Source organism: Bradyrhizobium sp. 930_D9_N1_4 (genome assembly GCF_052076015.1).
Lineage (GTDB): Bacteria > Pseudomonadota > Alphaproteobacteria > Rhizobiales > Xanthobacteraceae > Bradyrhizobium.
This window is the reverse complement of sequence record NZ_CP197236.1, coordinates 5,156,422-5,169,327: the sequence shown is the minus strand read 5'-3', so window position 1 is coordinate 5,169,327 and position 12,906 is coordinate 5,156,422. Positions and strand designations below refer to the sequence as shown.

Here is a 12,906-nt window from a genome sequence, read left to right as displayed (position 1 = left end):
GCGCCGAAGGCGCGGGTGAGGGTTCTTTCCTCTGGGGGAGTGTCCCTTTGCGGAGACACCCTCTCCCCAACCCTCTCCCGCAAGCGGGAGAGGGAGTAGACCTTCCTCGCGGCTAGCACCTAGACCTAATCGCGCCATGCTCTAAAACAGACGCATGCTCGGACGCATTTTCACGGTTGGCGGATACACGCTGCTCTCGCGGCTGACGGGATTTGCCCGCGACATCATGCTCGCGGCGATCCTTGGCGCCGGCCCCGTGGCCGACGCCTTTTTCGTGGCGCTGCGGCTGCCCAATCATTTTCGCGCGATCTTCGCCGAGGGCGCCTTCAACGCCGCCTGGGTGCCGGCCTACGCCCACGTTCATGGCGAGCGCGGGGTGGGCGCCGCAAAATTGTTCGCCGACCGCATCTTCGCGCTGCTGCTGGCCTCGCAGATCGTGCTGCTGATCGTGGCCTGGCTGTTCATGCCGCAGGCCATGAGCTTACTCGCGCCCGGCTTCAGCGAGGACGCCGAGCAGCGCAAGCTCGCGATCGAGCTGACCCGGATCACCTTTCCCTATCTGCTGCTGATCACGCTGGTGACGCTCTATGGCGGCATGCTCAACGTGATGCAGCGCTTCGCCAGCGCCGCGGCCGCGTCGATCTTTCTCAACGTTGCCATGATGATGACGCTGGCGGTTGCCGTCTGGTTTCCGACCGCGGGCCATGCCGCCGCCTGGGGCGTGCTGATCTCGGGCTTCCTGCAATATTTCCTGCTTGCCTGCGATCTCGCGCGCCATGGCGGCCTGCCGCGCTTTGCACCCTTGAAGCTCGACGAAGACGTGCGCGGCTTCTTTAGGGCGTTGGGACCGGCGACGCTGGGCTCGATGGGCACGCAGGTCGCGCTGTTCGCCGACACCATCATCGCGACCTTCCTACCCGCCGGCGCGCTGTCCGCGCTGTATTATGCCGACCGCCTCAACCAGTTGCCAATCGGCGTCATCGGCATCGCCATCGGCACCGTGCTGTTGCCTGAGATGTCGCGGCGGATCACGGCGAACGACCACGACGGCGCGATGAAGGCGCAGCGCCGCGCCTTCGATTTCACGCTGCTGTTCTCGATCCCATTCGTCGCCGCCTTCATCACCGTGCCCGACGCGATCATGCGCGCGCTGTTTGCCCGCGGCGCGTTCTCGAAAGCCGACGCCGCCGCCGCAGGTGCCACGCTCGCGGCCTATGCCATTGGTTTGATCCCGTTCGTGCTGATCCGCAGCGCGGTTGCGACCTTCTACGCGCGCAAGGACACCGCAACGCCGGTGCGCGCATCGCTGACGGGCATCGCGGTCAACGTCGCCCTGAAGGTCGCCCTGATGGGATCGCTCGCCCAGGTCGGCCTCGCGTTGGCAACGGCGATCGGTGTCTGGACCAATCTGCTGCTGGTGCTGTTCTTCGCCGTGCGGCGAGGCTTTCTCGTGCTGGACCGCGCCTGGCTGATGTCGCTCGCCAAGTTCCTGCTGACCGGCACCATCATGGCGGCCGCGTTCTGGCTGATCGCGCGGTTCGGCGGTTCTGTGTTGGGCTCGATGCACTTCCGGGACGAAGTGACGCTGGCACTGTTGGCTGTCGGAGGCACGCTCGTCTACGCGCTCGCGATCCTCTTGCTGTTCGGCCGGCGCTGGCTGGTGTCGCTGGTGCGGGGGTAGGTGAGCACGCGCAGAACTCTATTCAAAAGTACGTTTCTCGTCCGTGATGCGCTCGTAGATGTCGCCGGAAATCATGTGGCCAATGCCGCTGATATCGCCGGGGTCGCCGATGTACTGCTGGCCCGCAAGGTAAGCGCCGCTGGAGACATCCCAAAGCCGAAACTCGACCTTGATGCGGTCATCGGGTTGGCGGGTGATACGACCGGCGACCAATGCGTGCGTGCTGGCTCTGCGCCAATCGGAAAATTCAGGCGGCAAGTCGACGCTTAAATTCTTTCTGGGAAACGCCACCTGATCAACCAGTTCGAAGGCGCCGGTTGGCTTGAGGTCAGAAGCGATGACCCGCGAGAGCGAACGGGCGAGTTCAGTCTCCGAAGGATCGGCTGTAACAAAGTCAGGCAACGCTATCCGCATTGGCTGAATGATTCTCAAAACTGGGCGCTGAAGGAGAGGATCGGCGGATGCGGGCGCGCTGACCGTAATGACAAAGCTGGCAGCGATTATTCGAAAGCTGATCATGATGCCTCCGGACTACAATCTCCACGAGTGGAAGTGAACATTCGGGCAGAATTCGGGGCGTGTCCACATAGCTTCGGAGAGTGCCGGCGCGCGAGCAGTTCGCCCCCAGGATGCAGCCGACCTTCGCGCATCTCTTGATTTTGCGCGAATGTCGTGCTATTCGCACCTCATGATCAAGTGCTCGCGCAAAGTCAACTTCAACCACATGACCCGCTTCGGCTGGGCCGTGGAAGGAGTCGCGCGCTAGGATTTCGTCGTCGACATCTTTTCCATCAGGCCCCGCCGGCATCGGACGGGGCCTTTTGTTTGGCCACGCTCCCTGCCGGCACAACAGCAGGAGCATACGATGCCACCTCAAATAGCTGACATCTCACCCGGGATTGAGGGTGACGCCGCAAGGCGTGGCCTCGACCTTTCCGTTGTCTTGAGCCTGCTCAAGCGATTTTGGCGTGCGTTTCAGGCGCGGAGCCTGCGCTCACGCGGCTCCTTGCAGGACCTGAACGATAGAGAACTGATGGATATCGGCTTGACGCGCGGCGAGATCGACTACCTCACGCCCGAGCGCGCTATCGATGCGCTGCGAAATCGCGCCGCGGATCTATCGGGCCGAGGTTGGATGTAGCTTGGCGGGTTGCCAATGTGCGGCCGATCCTTCGAGACACCCGCCTTTGGCGGGCTCTTCAAGATGAGGCCGCGATTCGAGGCGCAGTGTTCAACCCTTGGTGACGGGAATGCGTCCCGTTCCCCGGCCTGCGACGCATGGGCAGGCCTAAACCCGTTTGCCTTGCCACTTTTTCCACGGCAATATGCCGGCAAAACAACCATAGGACGGGATAAGAAAATGGCGGCTCCCATCAAGTTCGGCGTTGGCCAAAGCGTGCTGCGCAAGGAGGATGACGCGCTCATCCGCGGCAAGGGCCGCTATACCGACGATTACGCGCCGCAGGCCGCGCTGCGCTGCCTGATGCTGCGCTCGCCGCACGCGCATGCCAAATTCACCATCGATGCGAGCCGCGCCCGCGGGCTTCCCGGCGTTGCGTTGATTCTGACCGCGGCCGAAGTCGGGGACCTCGGCGATCTGCCGTGCCTGTTCAATCTCGAGACCGATCCGTTCAAGGGACCTCCCTATCCGATCCTTGCCAAGGACGAGGTGCGCCATGTCGGCGATTCCGTTGCCTTCGTGGTCGCCGAGACCATCGACCAGGCCCGCGACGCGATCGAGGCGATCGATGTCAAATGGAGCCCGCTGCCTTCGGTGACCGGCGTCGTCAACGCCGTGAAGAAAGGCGCAGCCCAGGTGTGGCCCGACAAGGCTGGCAATGTGCTGTTCGACGTTTCGATCGGCGACAAGGCGGCGACCGAGGCTGCGTTTGCGAAAGCACATGCGGTCGCTGAAATCTCCATCGTCAATCCGCGCGTGGTCGCAAGCTTCATGGAAGCGCGCGCCGCGGTTTGCGAATACGACGCCAAGCGAGACCATCTGACGCTGACGGTCGGCAGCCAGGGCAGCCACCGCCTGCGCGACATCCTCTGCCAGAACGTGCTCAATATCCCCACCGACAAGATGCGGGTGATCTGCCCCGACGTCGGCGGCGGTTTTGGCACAAAGCTGTTTCCCTACCGGGAATACGCCCTGTTGGCCGTCGCCGCGCGACAGCTGAAGAAGGCGGTGAAATGGGCGGCCGACCGCACCGAGCATTTCATGGGCGACGCGCAGGGCCGCGACAACGTCACGACCGCGAAGATGGCGCTGGCTGAAGACGGCAAATTCCTCGCGATGGATTGCGACCTGATGGGCGACATGGGCGCGTATCTGTCGACCTTCGGCCCCTACATTCCGCATGGCGGCGCCGGCATGCTGCCGGGCCTCTACGACATCCAGGCCTTCCACTGCCGCGTGCGCACCGTCTTCACCAACAGCGTGCCCGTCGATGCCTATCGCGGCGCGGGGCGGCCCGAGGCTGCCTACGTGATCGAACGGCTCGTGGACGCGTGCGCGCGCAAACTCGACATGACGCCGGACGCGGTGCGTCGCAAGAACTTCATCCAGCCGAAGGCGCTGCCCTACAAGACCGCGACCGGCAAGGTCTACGATTCCGGCGATTTCGCCGCGCATCTCAAGCGCGCGATGGAGATCGGCGACTGGAAGGAGTTCGGAAAGCGCGCCAAGGCGGCCAAAAAGAACGGCCTGATCCGCGGCATTGGGCTGGCGAGTTATGTCGAGGTCTGCGGCACCATGGGCGAAGAGACCGCCAATGTGCGGATGGACCCCAATGGCGACATCACTGTCCTGATCGGGACGCAGTCGAGCGGACAGGGCCACCAGACGGCTTACGCGCAGATCGTCGCGGAGCAGTTCGGCGTCGCGCCCGAGCGCGTGCACGTCCACCAGGGCGATACCGACATGATTGCCACCGGCCTCGGCACCGGCGGCTCGGCGTCGATTCCGTCAGGCGGTGTCAGTGTCGAGCGCGCCACGCGCGAGCTCGGCGAGAAGCTGAAGGGGATCGCGGCGCAGGCGCTGGAAGCCAGCGCCGGCGATCTCGAGATCACCGACGGCATCGTGCGGATCGCCGGCACCGACCGTTCGATCTCGTTCGCCGATCTCGCCAAGCGCCCGGGCGCCGATCCGTCGAAGCTGAATGCGAGCGCGACCTTCGCCAGTGCCGACGGCACCTATCCCAACGGCACCCACGTCGCGGAGGTCGAGATCGATCCGGCCACCGGCATCATCAAAATCGTCAACTACGTGATCGTTGACGATTTCGGCAAGACGCTCAATCCGCTGCTGCTGGCGGGCCAGGTGCATGGCGGGGCCATGCAGGGCATCGGCCAGGCGCTGATGGAGCAGGTGGTCTATGGCGCGGGCGATGGCCAGCTCATCACCGCGACCTTCATGGACTATGCGCTGCCGCGCGCCGCTGATGGACCGGCCTTCGTGTTCGAGACCGCCAACGTTCCCTGCACGACCAATCCGTTGGGCGTGAAGGGCGCGGGCGAGGCCGGTGCGATCGGCTCCTGTCCGGCGGTGGTCAACGCCATCGTCGACGGGCTCTGGCGCGAATACAAGATCGACCACATCGACATGCCGGCAACCCCGGAGCGGGTATGGATCGCCATCAACGAGCACCACCGCCGTCACAGCCTGTGACAATCTTGCCGGGAATGAAATTGGCCAACCGGTGTTGGCCCCAATGTGGGGTCGGCACGATCCTGTCTCAGCGAAAAGGATTTTGCGAATGAAGCGAGTTTTGGTTGTCGGGGGAGTGCTGCTGCTCGGTATGGGCGCGGTCTGGGCGCAACAGGACTCCGTCAAGGAGGTCCAGACCCTCATGAAGGGCAACGGCAAGAACGCCGGCGCAGTCGCGGCGATAGTCAAGGGCGAGAAGCCCTACGATCAGGCCACGGTGGATACCGCGCTGGCGCAGTTCGAGGACACCGCCAAGAAGCTGCCGAACCTGTTTCCGGCGAGCGCGAAGGGCATGAAGCCGGAGGGCGATTACTCGACCTCGCCGAAGGTCTGGGAGGACAAGGCCGGCTTCGACGCCAAGATCGCAAGCTTCGCCAAGGTCGTTAGCGAGGCCAAGGGCAAGATCAAGGATCTCGACTCGCTCAAGGCGAATTTCCCTGCCGTCGGCAAGGAATGTGGCGGCTGCCACGAGACCTTCCGCGTGAAGAACGGCTGAGGCGGAGGCTTTCGTAGCCCGGATTGCGCTGCGCTCCATCCGGGCTACCAGAGTTGAGAAAAGGCGGTTGCGAAAGCAGCCGCCTTTTTTGTTGCGCCAACGTCTGGAAATTCGGTTCGCACGCCCTGACGGATCGCCGCTGGAGCAGCTATCTTCATGCCGACCGCGGCGGAGTTGATATGAGCCGTCGGAACCGTCGCGTCCGTTTCTGATTGCTTTATCGTCGCGAGAGCTCCGGCGCCGCGAGACATGAATCAAGAACAGCGAGACACGCCATGGCAAAACCGTTTCCGTCGAAGACTCACATCGGCAACCATATGCTGCATCCGGAGACGCTGATGCTGACCTATGGCTACGATCCGCAACTGTCGGAAGGCGCCATCAAGCCGCCGGTGTTCCTGACCTCGACCTTCGTGTTCAAGACCGCCGACGATGGGCAGGACTTTTTCGATTTTGTCGCCGGCCGGCGCGAGCCGCCGGAAGGCATGGGTGCGGGTCTGGTCTATTCGCGCTTCAATCATCCCAACAGCGAAATCGTCGAGGACAGGCTCGCGATCTACGAGCGCGCCGAGAGCTGTGCGCTGTTCTCGTCCGGCATGGCGGCGATCGCCACCACGATCCTGGCTTTCGTTCGCCCCGGCGATGTGATTCTGCATTCCCAGCCGCTCTATGGCGGGACGGAAACCCTGCTGACCAACACGCTGGCGCGTCTGTCGATCGGCGCGGTCGGCTTCGCCGATGGAGTCGACGAAGCCGTGGTGAAGCAGGCCTCGGACGAGGCCCTGGGCAAGGGGCGGGTCTCGATGATCCTGATCGAAACCCCGGCAAACCCGACCAACGGCCTCGTTGATGTCGCGATGATCCGGCGTATCGCCGACGCGATCGGAAAGGCGCAGGGCCATACGCCGATCATTGCTTGCGACAATACGCTGTTAGGTCCGGTGTTTCAGCGACCGATCGAGCACGGCGCGGATATTTCCCTGTACTCGCTGACCAAATATGTCGGGGGGCATTCGGACCTGATCGCGGGCGCCGCGCTCGGCGCGAAGGCCATCATGAAGGGCATCAAGCAGCTCCGCGGCGCCATCGGCACCCAGCTCGATCCGCATTCCTGCTGGATGATCAACCGGTCGCTCGAGACACTGAGCCTGCGCATGGAAAAGGCCGATGCGAATGCCCGCCTCGTCGCGGATTATTTGCGTGATCACCCCAAGGTGGCGAAGGTCCATTATCTCGGCCATCACGAGCCGGGTTCGCCGGCCGGCATCGTGTTCGCGCGGCAATGCCTGGGGGCGGGCTCGACGTTCTCGTTCGACATTGCCGGTGGCAAGGACGCCGCGGTCAAATTCCTCAACGCGCTGCAAATCCTCAAGCTGGCGGTGAGTCTCGGTGGAACGGAATCGCTTGCGAGCCTGCCTGCGACGATGACCCATTCCGGCGTTCCCGCCGACATCCGCCAAAAAATCGGCGTCCTCGATTCAACGATCCGGCTGTCGATCGGCATCGAAAATCCGTCGGACCTGATCGCAGATCTCACGCAGGCGCTGAACGCGGCTTGAGCGCGGTCGCGCAAAAGGGCGGCCGCGCAGGCAGCCGCCCTTTTGTCAGGCCGACCGAGGCGCTACTTCATCACCTGGCCGCGGATCTCGCCACCCGGATTGGCCGCGGTGTGGATGTTGACGTAGAGCTTGCCGCCGAGCAGGTCGGCGGCCTGGGCGTCGGTCAGCGTGGCCGAGCCCTCGACCGGGCTGTTGGCGGCGCCGGGGATCGGGACCGCGACGCCGGCGTTCTTGCCGGCCTCGGCGGGCCCGTGGAAATGGGCGGCGGTGGCGGGACCGGACAGGCCGGAATAGCTGAGCTTCCAGGACAGCTTCTTGCTGGCCGCGTCATAGTCCAGATCGGCGGTTCCGGTGGCGCTGCTGGTGGTCGCGGGCACCTCCGACTTGCCGTCGAGCGTTGCTTTCAGCTTTTCGGCGCTGGCGGGGGCTGCAAAAGCCATGGTGGCGAGTGCGACCATGGCGATGACGGTCTTGTTCATGACATTCTCCCTGCAAAACCCGTTCGGGCTGGCAAACTTCCAACAGTCCGCTTTTCAGTTTATTCCCGTATCGAGCCCAGGCGGGCTAAATTCTTCGTGGCTGGAGCCGCGCGGATATCGATCATAAGTTCGTTCCAACGCGTGGATGGACGGAATGTTGCAACGAACAATTTTTGTGGCGCTGTTCGCCGCGGTGGTTGCCGGCGGTGTCTATTGGTGGCTCAGCGCGCCCGTGGTGGCGGCCGCCGGCGCCGCGCCTGCCCATGTCGCGAACCTTGCCAACGGCGCGGCGGTGTTCAACGCCGGCGGCTGCGCCTCCTGCCACGCCGTGCCCGATCAGCCGGACCGCACGCGGCTCGGCGGCGGCGTCGCGATCAAGTCGCCGTTCGGAACGTTCTACGCGCCGAACATCTCCTCCGATCCGACCTATGGCATCGGCAGATGGAGCGACACTGATTTCCTCAACGCGGTGATGCACGGCGTGTCGCCGGACGGACAGCACTATTTTCCGGCCTTTCCCTACACGTCCTATCAGCATGCCAAGCGCGACGATGTTCTCGATCTCTTCGCCTATCTGAAAACGCTGCCGGCGGTTGCAGGCAAAGTGCGTGACCACGATGTGGGATTTCCGTTCAACATCCGCCGCAACATCGGCATCTGGAAATTCCTGTTCATGGACGGCAAGCCGTTCGTCGCCGACGGCACCAGGTCGCCGCAGTGGAATCGCGGCGCCTATCTCGTCAACAGTCTTGGCCATTGCGCGGAGTGCCATAGCCCGCGCAATTCGCTCGGCGGCATCATCCGGGGCGAGCGTTTTGCCGGCGGCCCCAATCCGGAAGGCGAGGGCTGGGTGCCCAACATCACACAGAAGCGCTTGGGCGAATGGAGCGCCAAGGATATCGCCTATTTCCTCAAGACCGGCGAACTGCCCGACGGCGACAGCGTCGGCGGCGCGATGACGCGCGTGATCAAGAACACCTCGCAATTGTCGGACGAGGATCTCGCGGCGATGGCGGACTATCTCAAATCGCTGCCGCCGGTGGACGGGCCGGCACGGCCGAAGCGCAAGGAGGGCGGCGCCTGAGGCCTGCCCTTTGCAATTGACACGATGTGATCGCGCCCGCATCCTTTGCCGCCGGCTGGGAATTGGAAGTGCGTCACGATGGGGTGTCGTTTTTTTGCGCGATTGCGGCTGATCGTTTCGACACCTGATGTCACAGGGCCAGCCGCAGCGGGCCCCGCATCTCAACCGTTCGGTTGAGATGGCCACCAGATCGAAACTGCCGGCCGCGCTGAAGCCGCGCTTTCTGACGCTGTTCAGGGCCGCGCTCGGCCAGGGCCAGACGGCGATTGACGCCTATCAGGCCTGGCGCGCCTCCGAGCCGCTCGATGCGGCGGACGAGGTCGTCTATCGCACCATGCCGCTGCTGGTCGCCACCGCCGACAAGGCCGGGATCGCCGATGCCGACACCAAACGCATGCGCGGCGTCGTCAAGCATGTCTGGTTGTCGAACGCGACGCGCGTGCGCGACGTCGTCGAGGCCTGTGCCGCGCTGAAGCAAGCCGGCATCGCGTCACTGCTGATCAAGGGCGGCGCGCTGTTTGCGCGCGACGCGAGCTATATGGCGAAGCGGATGACCGGAGATTACGATCTCCTGGTTCGCCGCAGCGATGCGCCGCGCGCGATCGCGATGTTGCGGCAGGCTGCGTTCCGCAGCCACGGCATGAAGGTCGAGCTGTTCTCGGAGTCCGATTTCGACCGTGATATCCATGCCGTCGCGATGTCGCGCGCCGGCCTCGGCCGCGCCATCGATCTGCACTGGCGCGCGCTGTTCTGGCTCGACGACGAGGGGTTTACCGAGACGCTGTTCAGCACGGCCGAGACCGCGACGCTGCTGACGCATGAGCTGCTGATCCCAGGCCTTGCCGAGCATCTCGCGATCGCGGCGATGCGCCCTGAGCCGGCCGATCAGAAGGAGATGGTGTTCCGGGCGCTCGAAGTGGTGCATGTGCTGGAAAGCGCCGGCAGCGAGGTCGATTGGGATCGCTTTCGCAGCCTCGTGACGCGCTACAATGGCTGCCTGTTCGCCGCTCAATTGCTCGACGTCGTCGCACGGGAGATGCCGCAGCTCGTGCCTGACGGTCTGGTGGAGCAATTGTGGCGCTCCGGTCCGCCCGGGAAATCCGTCGAGATCGCGTTGCGCGCGGTGCCACGGGCGCAGCACACGCCATGGCAGCAGTTCTGGGTTGCCTTCTTCACCGCGTTGCGTGCGCAGTTCAAAGGGCCGTTTCGGTTATCGGACTGGCCGAGGCTGCCGGCTGCGGCCATCGCCGCGTTCGATGCCAGTATCGTGCATTTTCCGCTTTTCAGGGAAACGATCCTGAAGCGCGTCTGGCAGCAGGCCGTGAACGCGACGCATCCGCTGCGCGGGCAGGACGTCTGGTTCGGGCAGGGGTTTTCGATTCCGGAAGACGAGGGCCGCTGGACCGACCGTCAGTTCGCGGTCATTGAAGTTGCGAGCGATGGAAAGTCGCAGGCCGCAGTCGAGCTCGCCGTGATCCCGTTTCTGCCGCCGGGCACGGAGAGCTTTCGCTTCGCGGCCTATGCCGGCGCGGGCGAGATCATGCAGATGACGGCGCGGCGCAACGATCCGATGCCGTTCAAGATCGCGCTGACAGCGGCCGTTGTGGGCACGGGCCGACGGAAGATCGTGGTGGCGCTGCGGATGCTGGATACGCGGCGGCCGGTGGATATCGGCCATTCGATCGACCATCGCCTGCTCGGGCTGTTCGTGACATCGGTGTCGGTCGACGGCGTCGCCGTCTTCACTCCCGCGGGCGCTGCGCCTTGATGGCCTGCCGCAACGCCATCAGCGTCTGAAGATTTTGCGCCGCCGTGTTGGTGCGGCCGCCATTGCCGGGATGCAGCCGGCGCCGGACCACGATGTCGTCGACATGTGCAAGCTTGAGCCCGCTCTGCTTGGCGCGGCCGAGCCATGCGATGAAGAAGGTCGCCGGCAGCGTCTCGTCGAACAGGCCGATCCGCTCCAGCGCGACGCGCCGGATCAGCATGCATTGCTTGAGCTCGCCCTGCATGATCTCGACATCGGGTTTGAAGCGCGCGCGCTGCGCCTCCGGCACCTCGGGGCTGACGAATTGCTGCACCTTGCCGAAGACGGCCTCGACGGTGTTGTCGCGTTCGAGCGAAGCAAGCTGCATTTCCAGCTTGCGCGGTGTCCAGAGATCGTCCGCATCGCAGAATCCGATCAGTGCGCCGCGCGCCATCGCGGTACCCTTGTTCACCGCGATGGCCTGGCCGCAATTCTCTTGCGTGAGCGCGATGATGCGGTCGCCAAAGCGGTCGAGAATGCCGCGTGTGCCATCGGTGGAGCCGTCGTCGATGACGATGACCTCATCGGGCGGCATCGTCTGGCCGAGTACGCTCTCGATCGCTTCGGCAATATAGGCCTCGGCGTTCCAGGCGGCGATGATGACGGAGACGCGCATGGCTCAGAGCCGTTCGAGCTTTTGGGCGAAGGCGGCGGGAATCTCCAGCGGCACGGTGCCGGTGTCGGCGAAGAACACCGGCGCGAGGCCTGCGATCTTCGCGACCTTGTCGGCGATCTCGTTCGGCCATCCCGGCAGCTCGTAGGCCGTCGTCGGCAGCAGCGCGCGAAACGCGTCCGACTGCCGCGCCGGGGTGAATTCGGGCGTTACAGCGCCGCGCCGGCGGGGAACGAACGTCGCGCGCAGCTTGCCGCCGCCGATGCGGTCACCGAGCCCGGCGAGGCTCAGCTCGTGGCGCGGCTCGCCGTTGAAATCCGACACCGGCGTGGTCTCGCCGATGAAGCTCTGGAAGGTCTCGACGAGGGCAGGGCGTAGCCGCGCCGAGCAGAACAGCGGCTCGATCCGGCCGGTCTCGCTGTTCACGGCGACGAAGTCGTCGCCGGCATAGCGCCAGCCGGCCTTGGCACAGGCGAGCGCCGCCGTAGTCTTGCCGCTGTGGCCTTCGCCGGCAAGCAGCGTGAAGCCGGCTTCGCTTCCGACCGCCGCGCCATGAACCGCGCACCAGGGTGTATCGTGCATCATGGCGTGGATCAGCGAGATTGCGGGACGGCTGCGGATCCAGGGCGGCGCCTCGCCCTTCGGCAGCCAGGCGATGCCGCGCCTTGCGGTGAGGTCGATCGCGAACAGCACCGGAATGACCGCCGGCTGCCACACCGAATAGATGCCGTCCTCGATCAGCAGGCGCGGCTTCTCGGCGGCCTCGGGCACCAGTGCCGAGAGATCGTGATGCTCAGCGGTGATGAAGCGCAGGTCGAGATCGATGGTCTCGGGCGTGGACCGGATGTAGGCCGGCAGGAACATGCCGGCCAGATCCTGCGCGGCAAATCCGAGGCGCAGGCCGAACGGGCCGCAGCGGGCCTGCGCTTCGATCGGCATTGAACTTGCGAAGACCGCGGCGATCTCCTGCCGGATGAGCCCGCTCGCTCTCATGTCGTGTCTTGAGTCTTTTCTTGGGTCTTTTCTTGGGTCTCGCGCAGCGGCCAGCCTTCGTCGCCGGCGTCATGCACGGGATCCATCAGCAGCAGCTCCCGCAGATTGTCGAAGCGCTGGAATTCCGGAGCGGTGAATGCGCCGGCAAGTACCGGCGTCCAGGTCTCAGCGCGCGCATCGGGAGTGCCGTCCGCGATGAGGCCCTCCGCCAGCATGCGGCCGACGAAGGCCTGCACCTGTTGTGTGATGGACGGCACATCGCCGGCGGTTGCGGCGGCCAGCGCACTGCCGATCTCCTCAACCGTTCGGTTGGCCTTCAACCCGAGCCAGATCTGCGCCGCGCCGCCGTCGAGGTTGTAGTAGACGCCGTTCTGATAGTTGGCGAGCACCACTTCACTATCGAATTGCTGGCTGATCAGCAGCGGCACCGTCGTGGTGAGAGCCATGGCTTGCAGTACTCAGTCCAATTCCAATGGCCGGACGCT

General features: G+C 64.5%; 12 protein-coding genes. 7 read left to right on the top strand and 5 right to left on the bottom strand.

The annotated features are described in order from the left end of the window. Positions 1-154: 154 nt before the first annotated feature. A complete protein-coding gene (gene murJ, locus AB7532_RS24655) occupies positions 155-1,681 on the top strand; it encodes a murein biosynthesis integral membrane protein MurJ (RefSeq protein ID WP_441237285.1) in 1,527 nt (508 codons plus the stop codon). An 18-nt stretch (positions 1,682-1,699) separates the two neighbouring features. On the opposite strand, the gene AB7532_RS24650 is transcribed toward murJ, so the two are convergent. Next, a complete protein-coding gene (locus AB7532_RS24650) occupies positions 1,700-2,200 on the bottom strand; it encodes a hypothetical protein (protein WP_441237284.1) in 501 nt (166 codons plus the stop codon). A 346-nt stretch (positions 2,201-2,546) separates the two neighbouring features. Between AB7532_RS24650 and AB7532_RS24645 the strand changes: the two genes are divergently transcribed. From AB7532_RS24645 to AB7532_RS24630, 4 genes are all read left to right on the top strand, one after another. Further along, positions 2,547-2,822, top strand: coding sequence for a DUF1127 domain-containing protein (locus AB7532_RS24645; RefSeq protein ID WP_441237283.1), 276 nt, complete (start codon positions 2,547-2,549; stop codon positions 2,820-2,822). A gap of 219 nt (positions 2,823-3,041) precedes the next feature. Further along, positions 3,042-5,351, top strand: a complete 2,310-nt coding sequence (locus AB7532_RS24640; protein WP_441237282.1) for a xanthine dehydrogenase family protein molybdopterin-binding subunit — start codon at positions 3,042-3,044, stop codon at positions 5,349-5,351. A gap of 88 nt (positions 5,352-5,439) precedes the next feature. Further along, positions 5,440-5,886, top strand: a complete 447-nt coding sequence (locus AB7532_RS24635) for a c-type cytochrome (RefSeq protein ID WP_441237281.1) — start codon at positions 5,440-5,442, stop codon at positions 5,884-5,886. Between the two features lie 275 nt (positions 5,887-6,161). Next, positions 6,162-7,445, top strand: a complete 1,284-nt coding sequence (locus tag AB7532_RS24630) for a cystathionine gamma-synthase family protein (protein WP_441237280.1) — start codon at positions 6,162-6,164, stop codon at positions 7,443-7,445. Positions 7,446-7,507: 62 nt separating this feature from the next. Here the strand turns inward: AB7532_RS24630 and AB7532_RS24625 are convergent, their stop codons facing one another. Next, positions 7,508-7,924 (bottom strand): CHRD domain-containing protein, encoded by a 417-nt coding sequence (locus tag AB7532_RS24625; RefSeq protein WP_441237279.1) that lies wholly within the window; start codon positions 7,922-7,924, stop codon positions 7,508-7,510. Between the two features lie 154 nt (positions 7,925-8,078). Between AB7532_RS24625 and AB7532_RS24620 the strand changes: the two genes are divergently transcribed. Next, on the top strand, positions 8,079-9,008 hold the full coding sequence (locus AB7532_RS24620; RefSeq protein ID WP_441237278.1) for a c-type cytochrome: 930 nt from the start codon (positions 8,079-8,081) through the stop codon (positions 9,006-9,008). A 127-nt stretch (positions 9,009-9,135) separates the two neighbouring features. Further along, positions 9,136-10,776, top strand: a complete 1,641-nt coding sequence (locus tag AB7532_RS24615) for a nucleotidyltransferase family protein (RefSeq protein WP_441237277.1) — start codon at positions 9,136-9,138, stop codon at positions 10,774-10,776. Here the strand turns inward: AB7532_RS24615 and AB7532_RS24610 are convergent. The 3 genes from AB7532_RS24610 to AB7532_RS24600 are packed head-to-tail and all read right to left on the bottom strand — an operon-like array spanning position 10,751 to position 12,867. Beyond that, entirely contained in the window at positions 10,751-11,431 is a 681-nt protein-coding gene (locus AB7532_RS24610; RefSeq protein ID WP_441237276.1) for a glycosyltransferase family 2 protein, read from the bottom strand. The genes AB7532_RS24615 and AB7532_RS24610 overlap by 26 nt on opposite strands. Positions 11,432-11,434: 3 nt before the next feature. Continuing rightward, the gene (locus tag AB7532_RS24605; protein ID WP_441237275.1) at positions 11,435-12,421 is read right to left on the bottom strand and encodes a hypothetical protein; all 987 of its coding nucleotides are present in this window, start codon (positions 12,419-12,421) and stop codon (positions 11,435-11,437) included. Beyond that, on the bottom strand, positions 12,418-12,867 hold the full coding sequence (locus tag AB7532_RS24600) for a PqqD family protein (protein ID WP_441237274.1): 450 nt from the start codon (positions 12,865-12,867) through the stop codon (positions 12,418-12,420). Before AB7532_RS24600 ends, AB7532_RS24605 begins: the two co-directional genes overlap by 4 nt. Between the last annotated feature and the right edge of the window lie 39 nt (positions 12,868-12,906).